This is a genomic window from Acidovorax sp. LjRoot117, from assembly GCF_964252695.1.
GTDB lineage: Bacteria > Pseudomonadota > Gammaproteobacteria > Burkholderiales > Burkholderiaceae_C > Acidovorax.
On record NZ_CAXUPO020000001.1, the window covers coordinates 389,893 to 408,843 of the forward strand.

An 18,951-nucleotide genomic window follows, 5' to 3' on the forward strand; every position below is an offset into this window, starting at 1 on the left:
GCCCAAAACCCAGCACCTTATCGCCCTGCAGCCCAGGCCCAGCCAGCGCCAGCCGCTACAAAATCAGGATCGCCCGGAAGTCATTGACGTTCGTGTGCGTGGGCCCGGTGACGACCAGGTCGCCCAGCGCATCGAAGTAGCCGTACGCATCGTTGCGGTCCAGGCCGTCCGCAATGCGCAGGCCCTGAGCCGTGGCGCGCGCCAGGGTGTCGGGCGCCACGCGGGCTCCGGCGTTGTCTTCCACGCCGTCGATGCCGTCGGTATCTGCCGCCAGGGCCCACACGCCCGCCTGGCCCTGCAACGCCTGCGCGAGCCCCAGGCAGAACTCGCCCGCGCGGCCGCCCCGGCCCTTGGGAGCGCCCGGTGCGCGCGGGCGGACCGTGACGGTGGTCTCGCCCCCCGAGAGGATCACGCAGGGCCGCGCAAAGGGCTGGCCATGGCGCGCCACGGCCCGTGCCAGCGCCGCGTGCACCTTGCCCACCTCGCGCGATTCGCCCTCGATCTCGTCGGACAGGATGTACGCCGGCACACCCGCCGCCCGCGCGGCCTCGGCCGCTGCCTCCAGCGACTGCTGGGGCGTGGCCGTCATGTGCACGGCGTGGCCTGCGAAGACGGCGTCGCCGGGCTTGGGGGTTTCGAGGTCACCGGCCTGCAGCGCAGCGCGCACGCTTGCGGGGATGTCGATGTGATAGCGCGCCAGGATGGCCAGCGCGTCGGCGCAGGTGGTGGCGTCGGGCACAGTGGGGCCGCTGGCGATGACCGAGGGGTCGTCGCCCGGCACGTCGCTGATGGTGAGCGTGACCACGCGCGCGGGTGCGCAGGCCGCCGCCAGGCGCCCGCCCTTGATGCGCGAGAGGTGCTTGCGCACGCAGTTCATCTCGTCGATGGCGGCGCCGCTCTCGAGCAGCGCCTTGTTGATGCGCTGCTTGTCTTCGAGCGTGAGTCCGTCGGCCGGCAGCGTGAGCAGGGCCGAGCCGCCGCCCGAGATCAGGCACAGGACCAGGTCGTTTTCCGTCAAACCCTGAGTGAGCGCCAGGATGCGCTGCGCGGCGTCGAGCCCGTCCGCATCGGGCACAGGGTGCGCGGCCTCGACCACCTCGATGCGCTGGGGCAGGCCTTCCGGCCGGGGCGGCGTGTGGTGGTAGCGCGTCACCACCAGGCCCGACAGCGGCGCATCGGCCGGCCACAGGGCCTCCACCGCCTGGGCCATGGCGCCTCCGGCCTTGCCAGCGCCCAGCACCAGGGTGCGCCCGCCGCTCTCCGGGCTGGGCGGTGTGGGCAGGAAGGCCGCGGTGTTGTGCAGCGGCAGCGCGCGGCGCACGGCCACGCGGTACAGGTATTCGAGGAATTCGCCGCTTTGGCGAACGGGGTCGGGCACGTTGTGGTCAGCGGTCATGGTGGTCTCCGCGGGCGATTGTGCGGCACCCGGCCGGCCCATACCCTGCGCGCAAGTCAAAAGAACTTCAACCGTCCACCCCGTGGGCGCAGGACCGTTGCGGCGCCGCCATCGGGGGATAACCCTATGTTCTGGTGCGCAACACTTGCCTACATTTTTTGTATGCAAGATTGATCGCAGTGCCACTTCCTCCTTTTTTCCGCAAAGGGTTCCCATGCTCCGCTTCCTCAACTCCTTATTCGGCCGGGTGATCCTGGCCTTGATTGCCGGCGTGGCCGTCGGGCTGTTCTGGCCCGACACGGCCGTGCAGCTCAAGCCACTGGGCGACGGCTTCATCAAGCTCATCAAGATGCTGATTCCGCTCATCGTCTTCTGCGTGGTGGTGCATGGCATTGCCGGCACGGGTGACTTGAAGCGGGTGGGCCGGGTGGGCATCAAGTCGCTCATCTACTTCGAGGTGGTCACCTCCATCGCGCTGGTGCTGGGCCTGGCGCTTGCGTTCTGGTTCGAGCCCGGCGTCGGCATGAATGTGGACCCGAGCGCGCTGGACCCCAAGGCCATGGGCGCCTATGCGGAAAACGCCAGCAAGCTCACGGGCGGCGGCTTCAGCGACTTTCTGCTCAAGCTCATCCCCACCACCGCCGTGAGCGCGTTCGCCACCGGCGACGTGCTGCAGGTGCTCCTGTTCTCCATCATCTTCGGCTGCGCACTGGCGCTGCTGGGCGAGCGCGGCGCGCGCATCACCAGCCTCATCGAAGACCTGTCGCACGTGCTGTTCAAGACCATGGGCCTGATCATCAAGCTGGCGCCGCTGGGCGTGCTGGGTGCCATCGCGTTCACTGTGGGCAAGTACGGCATCGGCTCGCTCAAGCAGCTGGGCATGCTGGTGGTGCTGTTCTATGCGGCGGTGTTCCTGTTCGTGGTGGTGGTGCTGGGCCTCATCATGCGGGTGTCGGGCTTCAGCCTGTTCAAGCTGCTGCGCTACCTGCGCGAGGAGCTGGCCGTGGTGTTCGCCACCACGTCGTCCGACAGCGTGCTGCCCCAGATCATGGCCAAGCTCAAGCACATGGGCATCCGCGATTCGACCGTGGGCCTGGTGATCCCCACGGGCTACTCGTTCAACCTGGACGCGTTCTCGATCTACATCACGCTGGCCGCCGTGTTCATCGCCCAGGCCACGAACACGCCGATCTCCATGGCCGACCTGCTGACCATCCTGGCGATCTCGCTGGTCACGTCCAAGGGCGCGCATGGCGTGCCGGGCTCGGCCATCGTGGTGCTGGCGGCCACGCTGCATGCGATCCCGGCCATTCCGGCCATCGGGCTGGTGCTGGTGCTGTCGGTGGACTGGTTCATGGGCATTGCCCGTGCCCTGGGCAACCTGATCGGCAACTGCGTGGCCACGGTGGCCATCGCCGCATGGGAGGGCGACATCGACCGCGAACGCGCCCATGCCGTGCTGGACGGCCGCGAGCCCCAATCCACACGCAAATGATGGTGGCACGATGACCACGTGCCCACTCCACAGGAAAATCACATGGCTGCCCCGCACTCCCCGACGCGTCGCCTGCTGATCGCAGGCGCCACTGGCCTCTCCACCTTGAGCTGGACGGGGGCCAGTGCCCAGGGCACCGGCAAATCAGACCAGCTGGAAAAAATCCTGCAGAACAAAACACTTCGTGTCGCCGTTCCTCAAGAATTTCCTCCTTTCGGGTTTACCAACAAAGATGTTCTGGATGGTTTCGACATCACCATCGCGCGCATGCTGGCGGCCGACCTGAAGGTGGCGCTCAAGCCCCTGCCGGTGGCCAGTGCGGACCGGATACCGGCCCTGCTCGAAGACCGTGTCGATGTGATCATCTCCAGCCTGGGCAAGACGGCAGAGCGCGAAAAGCAGATCGATTTTTCGTCGTCCTATGCGCCCACCTACATGGGCATTTTCAGCGACGCGAATTCCGGCATCGCCGACGCCGCGGCACTCAAAGGCCGCAAGGTGGGCGTCGTGCGCGGCAGCCTGGAAGAAGCCGAGCTGAAGGCCCAGGCCCCCCAGGCCACCGCCATGGCGTTCGACAGTTCGGCCCCCCTGCTGGAGGCTTACGCGCGCCGCAGCATCGATGCCTTCGCCGCAGGCAATGTGGTGGCCGAGTCCATTCCCGATGTCGCCATGCGTGAGCGCGTGCGGCGGCTGGCCGTGCTGCGCCAGAGCCATTGCTACATCGGCGTGCGCAAGCAAGAGCCCCGGCTCCTGGCCCGGATCGAAGCGTTTCTGTCCCAGGCCCGGTCGTCCCAGGCCCTCATGGTCAATGCCATCCACTGGTTCAGGCACAGCCTGTCACCAGACATGTTTCGCGATGGCAAGAGTTGACTGACGCCCGTATACCGCCACTAGATCGGGCGCAGGATGCGGGCACTGCGAGCCGACGCATACTGCGCCTCACCGCCCCACAGGCCCAGGAACAGTTCCATGATCACCTCGCTTCGCACCCGCATCCTGCTCATCACCACCGCAGCCGTCACCGTGGCCCTGGCGCTCACGGGCGCGGCCACCTACACCATCGTGCGGTCCGCCACGCTGCAGACCATCGAGGAGAACCTCGCCGCCATCGCCTCGGGCAACACGCTGGCCATCGAGAAATGGGTGGCCGCCAAGGCCACGGCCGTGACGGCCACAGCCGCCGTGGTCGAGCCCGGCGACCCCAAGGGCCTGGTGCTGCACATGAACAAGTCCGGCGGCTTTCCGGTGACCACGGGCGGCTGGCAGGACAAGACCTGGGTGTCGAGCAGCAGCACCACGCCGCCCACCTACGACCCCACCGCCCGCCCCTGGTACAAGAGCGCGCTGCAGGCCGGCAAGCTGGTGGTGACCAAGCCATATGGCGATGCCTCCACCGGCGAGCCCTTCGTGTCGTTCGCCGCACCCATCCTGCGCGATGGCACGGCGCAGGGCGCGATCAGCGGCGCCGTGCCGCTCAAGGGCGTGCAGGAGGTCGTGGCCGCCGTGCACCCCACGCCCAGCAGCCTGGGCTTCGTGATCGACAAGGACGGGCTGGTGCTGGCCCACCCCGATGCACAGCGCATGCTCAAGCCGGTGGCAGAGCTGTCCGCCGCGCTCACGCCCGCCGTGGTGTCCACGCTGCAGGGCGCGAGCCACTCGCTCGAAGCCGAACTCAACGGCGCGCCCAAGCTGCTGCGCGCACTGCCCGTGCAGGGCACGGACTGGCTGCTGGTGGTGGCGCTGGACAAGGCCGAGGCCACGGCGGGCCTTGCCAGCGTGGTGCGTACCTCGGCCGTCGCCATCGTGCTGCTGGTGCTGGCCGCGGCCGGCGTCACCGCGCTGCTCACCGCGCAGTCGTTCCGCCGCCTGTCGCAGGTGCGCGATGCGATGGATGAAGTGGGCTCGGGCAGCGGCGACCTCACGCACCGCCTGCCCGTGCAGGGGCGCGACGAGGTGGCGCAGATCGCCATGTCGTTCAACAGCTTCGTGGACAAGATCGGCACCGTCCTGCAGGACGTGCGCCAGGGCGTGGAGTCGATGAAGACCGCCACCGACGAGATCAAGGCCGGCAACCAGGATTTGTCCAACCGCACCGAAGGCTCGGCCAGCGCGCTGCAGGAAACCTCGGCCTCGCTTTCGCAACTGACGGTCACCCTCAAGCAGTCGGCCGAGGCGGCCGCCCAGGCCACACGCCTGGCCGACTCGGCCAGCGCCACGGCCATGCGGGGTGGTGATGTGGTGGCCGGCGCGGTGAGCACGATGGACGAGATCTCGGCCGCCTCGGCCAAGATCGGCGAGATCATCGGCGTGATCGACTCCATCGCATTCCAGACCAACATCCTGGCGCTGAACGCGGCGGTGGAGGCAGCCCGCGCGGGTGAGAATGGTCGTGGCTTTGCCGTGGTGGCCAGCGAGGTGCGCAGCCTGGCCCACCGCAGCGCGACGGCCGCCAAGGAGATCAAGACGCTGATCGACGCCTCGGGCGCGAGCGTGGCCACCGGCACGCATCGCGTGCAGGCCGCAGGCAAGACCATGGGCGAGATCGTGCAGGACATCCAGCGGGTGGCGCAGATCATCGGCGAGATCAACGGCTCGATGAACGAACAAAGCGCGGGCATCGGCCAGATCAACCAGGCCGTGGCCGAGATGGACCGCTCGACACAGCAAAATGCCGCATTGGTGGAACAATCCACCGCAGCGTCGTCCGTGCTGAACGAGCAGGCCCACCACCTGGCGCGCACCGTGGCAGGCTTCAAGCTCGACGGCGACCGCGCCGCATCTTCTGCGACGTCCCGCCTGGCGCTCCCGCGCTGACGCTGCCTTTACCCTGCCCTACCCCTAGACTGGCGCTGCCCGCCACATATCACCACCACCACTATCCATGAGCATCAGCCCGAACCAGATCGCACAGCAGGTGGTCGAGTCCATACTGGCCCAGAAGCTGTCCCCCGGCGAGCGTCTGGGCGAACAGGAGCTGGCCGATCTGTTCGGCGTGAGCCGCACCCTGGTGCGCGAAGCGCTGATGCAACTGCAGGCGCGCGGCTTCGTCGAGGTGCGCCCGCGCCGCGGCTGGTATGTGGTGGAGCCGTCGGTGGACGATGCGCGCGATGCGTTCTCGGCCCGGCGCATCATCGAATCGGGCATCCTGGCCGACGCCGGGCGGCCCCTGCAGTCGGTCACGCCGCGGCTGCGCGCGCACATCGCCGAAGAGCAGCAGGCCATTGACGGTGCGGACGCGGCCACGCGCGCCTTCCTGCTGGCGGACTTCCATGTGTGCCTGGCCGAGAGCATGGGCCACCGCAGCCTGAGCGACATCCTGCGCGACCTGACGGCACGCACCACGCTGGCAGCGTCGCTCTATCAATCCCGGCACGAGGCCAGCCAGTCGTGCGCCGAGCACGAAGCCATCGTCGAGGCGCTGGAAGCCGGCGACACCGCACTGGCGCGCGAACGCCTGCTGGCCCACATCGGCCATGTGGAAGATGCGCTGAACCACGACCAGCCCATGGTGCGCGACCGGCTGCGCGACTCGCTCACGCCGCTGCCCGGTGCGCGGGCCAGCACCGACGGCTGACCTGCCTCTCTCTGCGTCTCCTTCTCCCTCCCATTCCATTCCCACCCAGCAACCGCCCCGGCCTCCACGGCTCGGGCGGTTTTTGTTTATTGCACGCGTTCGTGCGCATGCGGGTAAACCCCTGTCAATTCGTGCTCCAACGGCGTTTTATTGCACCCATTTTTTGTATACAAATATAGGGTACAAAATAATCCAGGCCGCAGATGCCCGGAACCCGTCCTTTTCCACACGAGGAGACACCCGTGAACACAGCCGTCAGCAGCACACCCTTGACGGCGGGCACCGAGCCCGCCGGCCCGCACCATGGCAACGCCCTGATCAAGCCGGGCTACGACCCGCGCCTGACCAACGAGGACCTGGCGCCGCTCAAACGCCAGACCTGGGGCCAGTACAACATCTTCGCGTTCTGGATGTCCGACGTGCACAGCGTGGGCGGCTACATCACGGCGGGCAGCCTGTTCGCACTGGGCCTGTCGAGCTGGCAGGTGCTGGTGGCGCTGCTGGTGGGCATCGTCATCGTGCAGTTCTTCTGCAACCTGGTGGCCAAGCCCAGCCAGGTCACCGGCACGCCCTACCCCGTGATCTGCCGTGCGTCCTTCGGGGTGCTGGGCGCCAACATCCCGGCCATCATCCGCGGGCTGATCGCAGTGGCGTGGTACGGCATCCAGACCTACCTGGCGTCCGGCGCGTTTTTGCTGCTGACGCTGCATTTCTTTCCGGGCCTTGCGCCGTATGCGGACGTCACGCAGCACGGCTTTGCAGGCCTGTCCAGCCTGGGCTGGCTGGCGTTCATGGTGATGTGGGTGCTGCAGGCGCTGGTGTTCTGGCACGGCATGGAGGCGATCCGCAAGTTCATCGACTGGGCGGGCCCCGCGGTGTACGTGGTGATGGCGGTGCTGTGCGGCTGGCTGGTGTGGAAGGCGGGCTGGAAGAACATCGACCTGAACCTGGGCGGCATCAAGTTCCAGGGTTGGGACGCGGTGCCCGTGATGCTGTCGGCCATTGCGCTGGTGGTGAGCTACTTCAGCGGACCGATGCTGAACTTCGGCGACTTCTCGCGCTACGGCAAGAGTTTTGACGCGGTGAAGAAAGGCAACTTCTGGGGCCTGCCGGTCAACTTCGTGTTCTTCTCGCTGCTCACGGTGGTGACCACGGCGGCCACGCTGCCGGTGTTCGGCGAGCTGATCACCGACCCGGTGCACACCGTGGGCAAGATCGACAGCACTACCGCGGTGGTGCTGGGCGCGCTGACCTTCATGATCGCCACCGTGGGCATCAACATCGTGGCCAACTTCGTGTCGCCCGCGTTCGACTTCTCCAACGTGGCGCCGCAGCACATCAGCTGGCGCACGGGCGGCATGATCGCCGCCGTGTGCTCGATCTTCATCACCCCCTGGAACCTGTACAACAACCCCGAGGTGATCCACTACACCCTGGACGTGCTGGGCTCCTTCATCGGCCCGCTGTTCGGCATCCTGATCGCCGACTACTACTACGTGCGCCGCCAACAGGTGCTGGTGGACGACCTCTACACCATGAACAGCCGCGGCGCCTACTGGTACAGCAAGGGCTACAACCCGCGCGCCATCTGGACGCTGATCCCCGCGGCCCTGGTGCCCATCCTGTGCGTGTTCGTGCCCGTGCTGCGGCCGGCCGCCAACTACGCCTGGTTCATCGGCATGGGCCTGGGCTTCGTCATCTACCTGGCGTTGAACCGCAAGAACTAAAAAAAAGAAAGAGCGAATCCGTGCGCATCAAGATCATCAACCCCAACACCACCTGGAGCATGACCGAGAAGATCGGTGCCTGCGCACGCGCCGTGGCGCGGCCCGGCACCGAGGTGCTGGCGGTGAGCCCTGCCATGGGCCCGGCCTCCATCGAGAGCCACTACGACGAGGCACTGGCCGTGCCCGGCCTGCTGCAAGAGATCGCGGCCGGCGAGCGCGACGGAATGGACGGCTATGTGATCGCCTGCTTCGGCGACCCGGGCCTCAAACCCGCACGCGAGCTGGCGCGCGGCCCGGTGGTGGGCATCGCCGAGGCGGCCATGCACATGGCCAGCATGGTGGGCTCGAAGTTCTCGGTGGTGACCACACTCTCCCGCACCATGGGCCAGGCATGGCACCTGGCCGAGATCTACGGCATGCAGCGCTTTTGCGCCAACGTGCGGGCCTGCGAGCTGCCGGTGCTGGAGCTTGAAGTGCCCGGCTCGAACGCGCGCGAGCGCATCACCGACGAATGCCGCCGCGCGCTGGCCGAAGACGGCTGCGACACGCTGGTGCTGGGCTGCGCGGGCATGGCCGACCTGTGCGAGCACATTTCGCAAGCGCTGGGCGTGCCGGTGATCGACGGCGTGGCAGCCGCCACTTCGATGGTCGAATCGCTGGTGCTGCTGGGCCTTCGCACCAGCAAGCACGGCGAGCTGGCGCGGCCGCTGCCCAAGGCCATGGCGGGCACGCTGACGGGTTTTGCGCTGCAGCCTGCCACGGCGGTGCGCCTACCGCGCGCGGCTTAAACCAGGGTCTGCGAGGATGGCTTCGCCCCGGCCATCCCAGCCACAATCGGGCATGCCCCGCGCCCGATCCAGCACCCGTACTGCCGCCCCTCCGGACACCGCGCCTGAGCCCGTGGAGGGCATGCTGGCCCCGGCGGACGATCGACTGGCATCCACCGAAAGCATTGCACAAGACCTGGCCACCGCCATCGTCGAGAAGCGCCTGCCGCCCGGCACCTGGCTGCGCGAGGAAGCGCTGGGCCGCGTCTACTCCGTGAGCCGCACCAAGATCCGCGCGGCGCTGGTGATGCTGTCCAAGGACAAGTTGATCGAGATCATCCCCGACAAGGGCGCCTTCGTGAGCCGCCCGAGCGTGCAGGACGCGCGCGAGGTGTTCGCCGTGCGGCGTGTGCTGGAGAGCGAGGTCGTGCGCCTGTTCGTGGCCACGGCCGGCGACGCCGATTACCAGCTGCTGGAGCAGCACATCCGCTTCGAGCGCGCGGCGCTGCGGGGCAGCACCACCACCGGCCGCGTGCGCGAGAAGCTGCTGGGCGACTTCCACGTGGTGCTGGCCGAGGCCACAGGCAACCGCACGCTGACCGAGCTGGTGCGCGAGCTGGTGGCGCGCAGTTCCTTGATCGCCATGCTGTACCACTCGTCGAACGACCCGCACTGCTCGTCGGAAGAACACGCAGAGTTCTTGCAACTGTGCCGCGCAGGCAATGCCGATGCCGCCGTGGCCAGCATGATGGAGCACCTGCGGCGCATTGAAGCCAACCTGGAGCTCGACACCGGGCGGCCCGACCGCCAGACGGATTTGGTCAAGGCCTTGCTGGCCTGAGCGGGACCAAGCTGCACCAGTCTGCGCCAGGCAGCATCAGGCGCCACCGAGCATTCACAGCTTTCCAGAGCGTCAGGAGCGCGCAGCGTCCTGCGCCTCCACGCAGCCCTTTTGTAGCACCCGCAGCAGCAACTGCATGCCGCTGGCCTGCACCCAGGTCTGCGCCTCCAGAACCGACACCGCAGCCTCCCGCCGGGTGGGGCCCAGGGCCACGTTCACGTCGAACGTGGCATCGGCCCGGTCGTTGGCCAAGGTGACGGCGGCGCCTAGCAGGGGTAGGTCGAAGGAGGGACGCGGGCCTGCCGGGCCATCGACGTCGATGCGCAGCACGCAGCCGGGCAACAGCTCGTAGCTCCAGCGGCGCTCGGCATGCGCTTCACCACCCAACACGTTCATTTGCGCCAGCCGCTGGCCCTGCGTCATCGTGAACGGATCGAGCGCGGGGGCGTCTTGTTGGGGATAGCCATCCATGCAGGCCGCACCCACCACCACCATGCCCACGGCCAGCGCCAGGCGCCAGCGGGCCAGCACGCCTGCGGGTGGGCGGGCATCAGCGGCATTGGCGGCATCAGCGGCAAGGGAGGTTCGGAGCGGGGACAGGTTCATGGAGCGGGCGTCTGGGGAGGAGCAGCCGCTGCAGCGGCAGACGCAGCAGCGGGTGCGACTCCACAGCGGTGGCGCAGTCACGACGCAGCGGCGAGCCGCGATTGTAAAAAAGCGCCTGCCGCCACCGCCCGAAACCCCTGCCCGCCCGCGGCCTTTTGCCTGCGCACCGGCCTCAGCCGGGCGCCCGCACCTAGGGTTTACCGTAGTAAACCGGCCCAACCAATGTGTATACACTTTTTGTATGGATCGCTGTGCACCAAAGCTGAGTGCCACGCACATGCACGCAGATCCCCACACCGCGCCCCACCTCAAGGAGATTTCCCATGCAACCGTCTGTGCACCCCGTGGACGAACACCTGCCCCTGGGGCGCCTGACCGCGCTGGGGTTGCAGCATGTGCTGGTGATGTATGCGGGCGCGGTAGCGGTGCCGCTCATCGTGGGCCGCGCGCTCAACCTCACGCCCGACCAGGTGGCCAAGCTGATCTCGGCTGACCTGTTCGTGTGCGGGCTGGTCACGCTGATCCAGGCGCTGGGCGCCACGCAGTGGTTCGGCATCCGCCTGCCGGTGATGATGGGCGTGACCTTCGCGTCGGTGGCGCCGATGGTGTCGATGGCGCAGAGCACCAGCGGCACGGCGGGCGCAGGGCTGATCTTCGGCTCGGTGATCGGCGCGGGGGTGGTGTCCATCCTGATCGCGCCACTGGTCAGCCGCATGCTGCGGTTCTTTCCGCCGGTGGTCACCGGCACCATCATCGCGGTCATCGGCATCAGCCTGATGCGCGTGGGCATCAACTGGATCTTCGGCAACCCCGTGGGACCCACCGCGCCCAGCGTGGTGAACCCCGAGCACCTCAAGTGGCTGACCGAGATGCAGTCGGCCGCCGGTGCGCCGGGCTCGTCGCTGCCGCCCGTGCCCAAGGGCTTTGCCGTGGTGCCCACGGTGCCCAACCCCCGCTACGCGGACCTCACGGGCGTGGGCATCTCGGCGGTGGTGCTGGTGTCCATTTTGCTCATCGCCAAGTTCGCACGCGGCTTCATCGCCAACATCTCGGTGCTGCTGGGCATCGTGATCGGCGCCGTGATCGCGGTGGCCATGGGCCTGATGTCGTTCGAGAAGGTGGCCAAGGCGCAGTGGTTCGACTTCGTGCTGGCGTTCGAGATCGCGGGGCCGGTGTTCGACCCCATATTGATCCTGACCATGACGCTCGTGATGATCGTGGTGATGATCGAGTCGACCGGCATGTTCCTCGCGCTGGGCGAGATGACGGACCGCAAGATCGAGCAGGCCGACCTCACGCGCGGCCTGCGCACCGACGGCCTGGGCACGCTGCTGGGCGGCATCTTCAACACCTTTCCGTACACCAGCTTCTCGCAGAACGTGGGCCTGGTGGCCGTCACCGGCGTCAAGAGCCGCTTCGTCTGCGTTGCGGGCGGCGTGATCCTGATCGTGCTGGGCGTGCTGCCCAAGATGGCGGCGCTGGTCGAATCGCTGCCCACCATGGTGCTGGGCGGCGCGGGCCTGGTGATGTTCGGCATGGTGGCCGCCACGGGCATCCGCATCCTGGGCGGGGTGGACTTCAAGCACAACCGCTTCAACGCGATGATCGTGGCCGTGTCCATCGGCGTGGGCATGATCCCGCTGATCGCGCCGAGCTTTCGCCAGTGGATGCCGCACGCGATCCACCCGCTGATCGAATCCGGTATCCTGCTGGCCTCGATCACGGCCGTGGCCCTGAACGTTTTCTTCAATGGCGCCAGCCGCGACACCTCCGCCGCTGTGAACGCCGCACGCCAGGCCGACGCCCACTAGCGTCCCGCCGCCCGCTGCCAGAAAGCGCTGCCGCCCGCACCGTGATGACCCCCTTGCAGCCGGGCTGCCAGGGGGTTTTGGCTTCATGCTGCATACGCATAAACCGCCATGCCAGCCACCCGTGCCATCGGGTACCCTTGTTTTGCATTCCGCCGAAGACTTCCAGGATTTCCGTATGACCCAGAAACTTTCCGCCGCCGAAGAGGCGCTGCGCGACGCCGCGCGTGAATACCACCGCAACCCCACCCGGGGCAAGATTGCGGTGACCCCCACCAAGCCCCTGTCCAACCAGCGCGACCTGTCGCTGGCGTATTCGCCCGGCGTGGCCTACCCGTGCCTGGATATCCAGGCCGACCCGTCCAAGGCGTTCGACTACACCTCGCGCGGCAACCTGGTGGGCGTGATCACCAACGGCACGGCCGTGCTGGGCCTGGGCGACATCGGCCCGCTGGCCGGCAAGCCGGTGATGGAAGGCAAGGGTTGCCTGTTCAAGAAGTTCGCTGGCGTGGACGTGTTCGACATCGAACTGGCCGAGCGCGACCCGGACAAGCTGGTGGACATCATCGCGGCCATGGAGCCCACGCTGGGCGGCGTGAACCTGGAAGACATCAAGGCGCCAGAGTGCTTCTACATCGAGCAGCAGCTCAGTGCGCGCATGAACATCCCGGTGTTCCATGACGACCAGCACGGCACGGCCATCATCTCCAGCGCTGCGCTGCTCAACGGCCTGGAGCTGGTGGGCAAGGAGATCGGCGCGGTGAAGATCGCCGTCTCGGGCGCGGGTGCCGCAGCCATTGCCTGCGTGGACGTGATGGTGGGCCTGGGCGTCAAGCGCGAGCACATCTTCATGGTGGACTCCAAGGGCGTGATCTGGGACGGTCGCCCCGGCGGGCTCGACGCCTCCAAGCAGCGCTATGCGCAAAAGACCGAGGCCCGCACGCTGGCCGACGTGGTCGATGGCGCCGACGTGTTCCTGGGCTGCTCGGCACCCGGCGTGCTCACGGCCGAGATGGTCAAGACCATGGCGCCCAAGCCCATCATCCTGGCGCTGGCCAACCCCGAGCCCGAGATCCGCCCCGAACTGGCCAAGGCCATCCGCCCGGACTGCATCATCGCCACGGGCCGCTCGGACTACCCGAACCAGGTCAACAACGTCCTGTGCTTTCCGTACATCTTCCGCGGCGCGCTGGACTGCGGCGCGACCAAGATCACCGAAGCGATGAAGCTCGCCTGTGTGCGCCAGATCGCCGACCTGGCCAAGGCCGACATCAGCGAGGAAGTGGCCAGCGCCTATGCAGGCAAGGAACTCACCTTCGGCCCCGATTACCTGATCCCCACGCCGTTCGACTCGCGCCTGATCCTGAAGATCGCGCCAGCCGTGGCCAAGGCCGCTGCAGAGTCCGGCGTGGCCACGCGCCCCATCGAAGACATGGAAGCGTACAAGGAAGCCCTGTCGCGCTTCGTGTATCAAACCGGCATGCTGATGCGCCCCGTGATCACGGCGGCCAAGGCGCTGCCCGAGGGCCAAAAGCGCGTGGCCTACGCCGACGGTGAAGACGAGCGCGCGCTGCGCGCCGCGCAGATGGCCATCGACGACAAGATCGCCCACCCCATCCTTATCGGCCGCCCTGCCGTCATTGCGGCGCGCATCGAGAAAGCCGGCCTGCGCATGCGGCTGGGCAAGGACGTCGAGGTCTGCAACCCCGAGGACGACCCGCGTTTCCGGCAATACTGGGAGCACTACCACCAGCTCAACCAGCGCAACGGCGCGACGCCCGAGGTGGCCAAGGCCGCGGTGCGCCGCTCCAACACCATCATCGCCTCGCTGATGGTGTCGCTGGGCGACGCCGACGCGATGATCTGCGGCCTGGTGGGCACGTACGAGACGCACCTGGAGCGCATCCACAGCATCCTGGGCCGTCAGGCAGGCGTGAACGACTACGCGGCGCTGAACGCGCTGATGACCGACCGCGGCACGCTGTTCATCGCCGATACCTATGTGAACGAGAACCCCACGGCCCAGCAGCTGGCGGACATTGCCTGGATGTCGGTGCAGGAGGTGCAGCACTTCGGCCTGCCCGCCAAGGTGGCGTTCCTGTCGCATTCGAGCTACGGCTCGTCCAAGCGCCCCTCGGCCCGCAAGATGCGCGAAGCCCGTGACCTGTTCGTGGCCGCCCACCCCGAGATCGAGTGCGACGGCGAACTGCACGGCGACGCCGCGCTGGACCCGAACATCCGCAATGTGTACATGGCGGAATCCACGCTCAGCGACTCGGCCAACCTGCTGATCTGCCCCAACCTGGATGCCGCCAACATCCTGTACAACGTGCTCAAGACCACGACCAGCGGCGGCGTGACGGTGGGCCCCATCCTGATGGGCGGCGCCGCCACCGCCTACATCCTGACCCCCGCGGCCACGGTGCGCCGGGTGTTCAACATGACGGCCCTGGCGGTGGCCAGCGCGGCATCGCGCAAGAGCTGACTGCCAGCAGCGCACCAACGACAAAGGGGGCTTCGGCCCCCTTTGTCGTTTCAGTCATTCATAGCACTGCGCGCCACCCACATCGCACAAAACTGGCGCGGCCCCAGCCAGGGCCCCCGTGCAAGGGCCGCCTAAGCGCGGAGGCGGCGCTTCGCTTGCGTGCACCGGGGGCGTGCCCCTCCCGACGCGCGCAGCGAGTCGAGAGAGGGGCTGAGGGCCGCGGCTCCAAGCCTGCCTGCGCAGGCTTGGACGTGCCCGAAGAGCCACCGCCTCTGACGGTGGCACCGAGGCGCGAAGCGACTCGGGGGGTGCTTTATGTCTTCAGCGCACTGATACGTCCACATAGTCCGCCACCGGTGGCAGGTGCTCTGCCAGCCAGGCCGAATCCAGCTGCAGCGCCTGCTTGATCTCGGCAGGCAGGCTGGCGATGGTGTCGGCCGGCGACATGGGCTCTTCCAGCCCGATCTCGGCCAGCAGCGTGGCCACGTGCAGGATGCCGCCCAGCCGGCAGAACGGGGTGGTGGCGACGGGGTCCTCGGCCGTCTCCAGCGCCTGCACGATGGTGTCCGGAAAACGCCAGCGCCGGGCCAGCTCGGCCGTGACCTGCGCCTCGGTAAACCCGAGCAGCGTGCGCTCGCGCTCCCAGCGGCCGCCGGCATGGTGGGGCAGCTGCTCGATGGCAGGGATCTGCTCGGGTGCCTTCTGCGCAATGATCAGTTCGCCCAGCCGCACCAGAAAGCCCGCCAGCCACGACTCCTGCACGTTGGAGCCCAGCGTGCGCGCCAGCCACTGCGAATAGCCCGCAATCGCCATGCTCTCCTTCCAGAAGGCCTCGGCGTCCACGCCGGGCGCGTCCTTGAACACGCCGGACATGCACGACGCCAGCGCCAGCGTGCGCACCTGGTTCAGGCCGACCATGGTGATGGCGTCGTCCAGCGACGCCACCTGGCGCGGCAGGCCGAAGCGGGCACTGTTGGCCAGGCGGATCAGCTTGGCGGTGAGCGCCGGGTCCTTGGAGATGGCGCCGCGCACTTTTTCAAAGGGGATGTCATCGTCCTTCATGGTGGCGATGAGCTCGCGCGCCACATCGGGGATGGTGGGTAGTTGCACGTTTTCGAAGAATGCCTGGATGTCCGCCATGAAAAGCCCTCCCAAGGACTGTGCTGGTGATGAGGACTTTTGTTGTACCACCGGCACGCACCGGCTGCCTGCGCGTTTGCCCCAATGTGCCGTGCCGCACACGGTGCCGTGCCCCGACGCGGTGCAACCACAGGCCATGCACCATTTCGGGAAAGCATCTAGAGCCGCATGCACCAAACTGGCGAACAATAGCCCGCACCCCCTCCCCGCTCCGGTGAAACCGGGCATCGTTTTTGCTGACTGAAACAGCATGGCATGCTGCGAGCCCTCGGCCCCGCCCGCGGAGCATGTCCGGCATGCCTTCCCTTCGACGACTTCTGACAGGAACCTTTTCCATGAACAAACGCACCCTCCTGCAAGCCGCCCTGCTGCTGGCCACGGCCAGTACCTTCTCCACCGCCCACGCACAGGCCACCACGCCGATCAAGTTCCAGCTCGACTGGCGCTTCGAGGGGCCTTCCGCCCTGTTCCTGCAGCCGGTGGCCAAGGGCTACTTCAAGGCCGCGGGCCTGGATGTGATGGTGGACGCGGGCAACGGCTCGGGCGGCGCCGTGCAGCGCGTGGCCTCGGGCACCTATGACATGGGCTTTGCCGACTTGGCCGCCGTGATGGAGTTCCACGCCAACAACCCCGACGCGCAGAACAAGCCCGTGGCGGTGATGATGGTCTACAACAACACGCCCGCCTCGGTCATGGCGCTCAAGAAGAGCGGCATCACCAAGCCGGCCGACCTGGCCGGCAAGAAGCTCGGCGCCCCGGTGTTCGACGCCGGCCGCCGCGCGTTCCCGATCTTCCAGAAGGCCAACGGCGTGGGCAGCGTGCAGTGGACCGCCATGGACCCGCCGCTGCGCGAGACCATGCTGGTGCGCGGCGACGTGGACGCCATCACCGGCTTCACCTTCACCTCGCTGCTCAACCTGGAAGCCCGCGGCGCCAAGGCCGCCGACGTGGTGGTGCTCCCCTATGCCGACTTCGGCGTGAAGCTGTACGGCAACGTGATCATCGCGTCGCCGAAGCTCATCAAGGAGAACCCGGCCGCGATCAAGGCCTTCCTGGCCGCCTTCACCAAGGGCGCCAAGGAAGTCATCGCCAACCCGGCCGCTTCCATCGAGCACGTGAAGGCACGTGACGGCATCGTGAACGTGCCGCTCGAAACCCGCCGTCTGCAACTGGCCATCGACACCGTCATCAACAGCCCCGACGCACGCGCCGAAGGCTTCGGCAAGGCCGTGCCCGGCCGCCTGTCGCTGATGGCGTCGCAAGTGTCCGATGCGTTCAACACCAAGACCCGGGTGAACGCCGACGACGTGTGGAACGCGAGCTTCCTCCCTAGCACCGCCGACCTGAACATCCTGCCGAAGAAGTAAGGCGGTGCGCCACGGAAGCCTGTGCGGGCACCACGCACAGGCTTACTATCAAAACAATAGCTGCTAGCGCTTACCCATCAAGCGGTAGCGACCATTTTTACTCAGATTCTTCACATGCAGGCTGCTGACTCCTACTTCGTGGACTTCCGCGATGTCTGGCTCGCGTACAACGACGAGCTGCTCGCGCAGAACCACTTCGCCGTCGAGGCCATCGACCTGCAGATCCGGCAGGGCGAGTTCATCGCCATCGTCGGCCCGTCGGGCTGCGGCAAGTCCACCTTCATGAAGTTGGCCACGGGCCTGAAGATGCCGTCGATGGGCAAGATCCTCATCGACGGCCAGCCTGTGACCGGGCCGCTCAAGATATCGGGCATGGCCTTCCAGGCGCCGTCGCTGCTGCCCTGGCGCACCACGGTCGACAACGTGCTGCTGCCGCTCGAGATCGTGGAGCCCCACCGCAGCCAGTTCAAGGCCAAGCGCAAGGAGTACGAGGCCCGCGCCCGCGCCCTGCTGCAGAAGGTGGGCCTGGGGGGCTACGAGGACAAGTTTCCGTGGCAGCTGTCGGGCGGCATGCAGCAGCGCGCCAGCATTTGCCGCGCGCTGATCCACGAGCCCAAGATGCTGCTGCTGGACGAGCCCTTCGGCGCGCTCGATGCCTTCACCCGCGAGGAGCTCTGGTGCATCCTGCGCGACCTGCAGGCCGAGCAGAAATTCAACGTGATCCTGGTGACGCACGACCTGCGCGAGTCGGTCTTCCTGGCCGACACCGTGTATGTGATGAGCAAAAGCCCCGGCCGCTTCGTCGTGCAGCGCGACATCAAGCTGCCCCGCCCGCGCGACCTGGAGATCACCTACACCAAGGAGTTCACCGACATCGTGCACGAGCTGCGCGGCCACATCGGTGCCCTGCGAAAAGCGGGCGCCCCCCTCCAGCAGTAAGAAACCCACAAGGCCCCCACCACCATGCACAAGAAAACTGCGGAGCGCTGGTCCCCCTGGATCCTGCTCGTCGCCATCGTCCTGCTGTGGCAGATCATCTGCTCGGCCTTCAACGTCTCGGAATTCATCTTCCCCAGCCCCTGGGCCATCGGCACGCAGCTGGTCGAGTTCGGAGGCGTGATCGCCGCCCATGCCTGGCGCACCTACTGGGTCACCATGGCGGGCTTCGGCATTGCCATCGTGGTGGGCGTGCTGCTCGGCTTCCTCATCGGCAGCTCGCGCCTGGCGTATGCCGCCGTCTACCCGCTGATGACCGCGTTCAACGCGCTGCCCAAGGCGGCCTTCGTGCCCATCCTGGTGGTGTGGTTCGGCATTGGCGTGGGGCCGGCCATCCTCACCGCGTTTCTGATCAGCTTCTTTCCGATCATGGTGAACATCGCCACCGGCCTGGCCACGCTGGAGCCCGAGCTGGAAGACGTGCTGCGCGTGCTGGGCGCCAAGCGCTGGGACGTGCTGGTCAAGGTGGGCCTGCCGCGGTCCATGCCGTACTTCTACGGCTCGCTCAAGGTCGCCATCACGCTGGCCTTCGTGGGCACCACCGTGTCGGAAATGACGGCCGCCAACGAGGGCATCGGCTACCTGCTGATCTCGGCAGGCTCGTCCATGCAGATGGGCCTGGCGTTTGCCGGCCTGATGGTGGTGGGCGCCATGGCCATGGTGATGTACGAGCTGTTCAGCTGGGTCGAAAAGCGCACCACGGGCTGGGCACACCGGGGGTCGCAGGGTGAGTGAGCCTCGGGGGCGCG

Annotated in this window: 15 protein-coding genes; 12 read left to right on the forward strand and 3 right to left on the reverse strand. The window is 67.2% G+C overall.

What is annotated here, in order from left to right:
• Positions 1 to 55: 55 nt before the first annotated feature.
• Positions 56 to 1,396: a glycerate kinase type-2 family protein gene (locus ACSQ3D_RS01745; protein WP_436125719.1), complete on the reverse strand. Its 1,341-nt coding sequence runs from the start codon at positions 1,394 to 1,396 to the stop codon at positions 56 to 58.
• 214 nt (positions 1,397 to 1,610) lie between these two features.
• Between ACSQ3D_RS01745 and ACSQ3D_RS01750 the strand changes: the two genes are divergently transcribed.
• The 7 genes from ACSQ3D_RS01750 (at position 1,611) to ACSQ3D_RS01780 (ending at position 9,800) form a co-directional block, all read left to right on the forward strand.
• Positions 1,611 to 2,891, forward strand: a complete 1,281-nt coding sequence (locus ACSQ3D_RS01750; RefSeq protein WP_436125720.1) for a C4-dicarboxylate transporter DctA — start codon at positions 1,611 to 1,613, stop codon at positions 2,889 to 2,891.
• Positions 2,892 to 2,933: 42 nt separating this feature from the next.
• Positions 2,934 to 3,761 carry a transporter substrate-binding domain-containing protein gene (locus ACSQ3D_RS01755; protein WP_436125721.1) on the forward strand — a complete coding sequence of 276 codons (828 nt, stop codon included), beginning with the start codon at positions 2,934 to 2,936 and terminating at the stop codon, positions 3,759 to 3,761.
• Positions 3,762 to 3,860: 99 nt separating this feature from the next.
• The gene (locus tag ACSQ3D_RS01760; protein WP_436125722.1) at positions 3,861 to 5,705 is read left to right on the forward strand and encodes a methyl-accepting chemotaxis protein; all 1,845 of its coding nucleotides are present in this window, start codon (positions 3,861 to 3,863) and stop codon (positions 5,703 to 5,705) included.
• 67 nt (positions 5,706 to 5,772) lie between these two features.
• Positions 5,773 to 6,465 (forward strand): GntR family transcriptional regulator, encoded by a 693-nt coding sequence (locus ACSQ3D_RS01765; protein WP_436125723.1) that lies wholly within the window; start codon positions 5,773 to 5,775, stop codon positions 6,463 to 6,465.
• Positions 6,466 to 6,707: 242 nt separating this feature from the next.
• A complete protein-coding gene (locus tag ACSQ3D_RS01770; RefSeq protein WP_436125724.1) occupies positions 6,708 to 8,192 on the forward strand; it encodes an NCS1 family nucleobase:cation symporter-1 in 1,485 nt (494 codons plus the stop codon).
• 20 nt (positions 8,193 to 8,212) lie between these two features.
• A complete protein-coding gene (locus tag ACSQ3D_RS01775; RefSeq protein ID WP_436125725.1) occupies positions 8,213 to 8,980 on the forward strand; it encodes an aspartate/glutamate racemase family protein in 768 nt (255 codons plus the stop codon).
• Positions 8,981 to 9,032: 52 nt separating this feature from the next.
• Complete coding sequence (locus ACSQ3D_RS01780) at positions 9,033 to 9,800, forward strand: GntR family transcriptional regulator (RefSeq protein ID WP_436125726.1); 768 nt, start codon at positions 9,033 to 9,035, stop codon at positions 9,798 to 9,800.
• Positions 9,801 to 9,872: 72 nt separating this feature from the next.
• On the opposite strand, the gene ACSQ3D_RS01785 is transcribed toward ACSQ3D_RS01780, so the two are convergent.
• Entirely contained in the window at positions 9,873 to 10,406 is a 534-nt protein-coding gene (locus ACSQ3D_RS01785) for a hypothetical protein (RefSeq protein WP_436125727.1), read from the reverse strand.
• A gap of 323 nt (positions 10,407 to 10,729) precedes the next feature.
• Here ACSQ3D_RS01785 and ACSQ3D_RS01790 point away from each other — a divergent pair, with 323 nt between their 5' ends.
• On the forward strand, positions 10,730 to 12,217 hold the full coding sequence (locus ACSQ3D_RS01790; protein ID WP_436125728.1) for a nucleobase:cation symporter-2 family protein: 1,488 nt from the start codon (positions 10,730 to 10,732) through the stop codon (positions 12,215 to 12,217).
• Between the two features lie 175 nt (positions 12,218 to 12,392).
• A complete protein-coding gene (locus tag ACSQ3D_RS01795) occupies positions 12,393 to 14,699 on the forward strand; it encodes an NADP-dependent malic enzyme (protein WP_056415839.1) in 2,307 nt (768 codons plus the stop codon).
• Between the two features lie 321 nt (positions 14,700 to 15,020).
• Here the strand turns inward: ACSQ3D_RS01795 and ACSQ3D_RS01800 are convergent, their stop codons facing one another.
• Positions 15,021 to 15,839, reverse strand: coding sequence for an HDOD domain-containing protein (locus ACSQ3D_RS01800; RefSeq protein ID WP_056415836.1), 819 nt, complete (start codon positions 15,837 to 15,839; stop codon positions 15,021 to 15,023).
• 335 nt (positions 15,840 to 16,174) lie between these two features.
• Between ACSQ3D_RS01800 and ACSQ3D_RS01805 the strand changes: the two genes are divergently transcribed.
• From ACSQ3D_RS01805 to ACSQ3D_RS01815, 3 genes are all read left to right on the forward strand, one after another.
• Positions 16,175 to 17,206: an ABC transporter substrate-binding protein gene (locus ACSQ3D_RS01805; protein ID WP_436125729.1), complete on the forward strand. Its 1,032-nt coding sequence runs from the start codon at positions 16,175 to 16,177 to the stop codon at positions 17,204 to 17,206.
• Between the two features lie 114 nt (positions 17,207 to 17,320).
• Complete coding sequence (locus ACSQ3D_RS01810; protein ID WP_436125730.1) at positions 17,321 to 18,145, forward strand: ABC transporter ATP-binding protein; 825 nt, start codon at positions 17,321 to 17,323, stop codon at positions 18,143 to 18,145.
• A 24-nt stretch (positions 18,146 to 18,169) separates the two neighbouring features.
• Positions 18,170 to 18,937, forward strand: a complete 768-nt coding sequence (locus ACSQ3D_RS01815) for an ABC transporter permease (protein ID WP_056161518.1) — start codon at positions 18,170 to 18,172, stop codon at positions 18,935 to 18,937.
• The last annotated feature ends 14 nt before the right edge of the window (positions 18,938 to 18,951 follow it).

Excerpts from the sequence above, each read along its gene's own strand:
- ACSQ3D_RS01745 (WP_436125719.1), bottom strand. The coding sequence starts at position 1,396 with ATGACCGCTGACCACAACGTGCCCGACCCCGTTCGCCAAAGCGGCGAA.
- ACSQ3D_RS01750 (WP_436125720.1), top strand. The coding sequence starts at position 1,611 with ATGCTCCGCTTCCTCAACTCCTTATTCGGCCGGGTGATCCTGGCCTTG.
- ACSQ3D_RS01755 (WP_436125721.1), top strand. The coding sequence starts at position 2,934 with ATGGCTGCCCCGCACTCCCCGACGCGTCGCCTGCTGATCGCAGGCGCC.
- ACSQ3D_RS01760 (WP_436125722.1), top strand. The coding sequence starts at position 3,861 with ATGATCACCTCGCTTCGCACCCGCATCCTGCTCATCACCACCGCAGCC.
- ACSQ3D_RS01765 (WP_436125723.1), top strand. The coding sequence starts at position 5,773 with ATGAGCATCAGCCCGAACCAGATCGCACAGCAGGTGGTCGAGTCCATA.
- ACSQ3D_RS01780 (WP_436125726.1), top strand. The coding sequence starts at position 9,033 with ATGCCCCGCGCCCGATCCAGCACCCGTACTGCCGCCCCTCCGGACACC.
- ACSQ3D_RS01785 (WP_436125727.1), bottom strand. The coding sequence starts at position 10,406 with ATGAACCTGTCCCCGCTCCGAACCTCCCTTGCCGCTGATGCCGCCAAT.
- ACSQ3D_RS01790 (WP_436125728.1), top strand. The coding sequence starts at position 10,730 with ATGCAACCGTCTGTGCACCCCGTGGACGAACACCTGCCCCTGGGGCGC.
- ACSQ3D_RS01795 (WP_056415839.1), top strand. The coding sequence starts at position 12,393 with ATGACCCAGAAACTTTCCGCCGCCGAAGAGGCGCTGCGCGACGCCGCG.
- ACSQ3D_RS01800 (WP_056415836.1), bottom strand. The coding sequence starts at position 15,839 with ATGGCGGACATCCAGGCATTCTTCGAAAACGTGCAACTACCCACCATC.
- ACSQ3D_RS01805 (WP_436125729.1), top strand. The coding sequence starts at position 16,175 with ATGAACAAACGCACCCTCCTGCAAGCCGCCCTGCTGCTGGCCACGGCC.
- ACSQ3D_RS01810 (WP_436125730.1), top strand. The coding sequence starts at position 17,321 with ATGCAGGCTGCTGACTCCTACTTCGTGGACTTCCGCGATGTCTGGCTC.
- ACSQ3D_RS01815 (WP_056161518.1), top strand. The coding sequence starts at position 18,170 with ATGCACAAGAAAACTGCGGAGCGCTGGTCCCCCTGGATCCTGCTCGTC.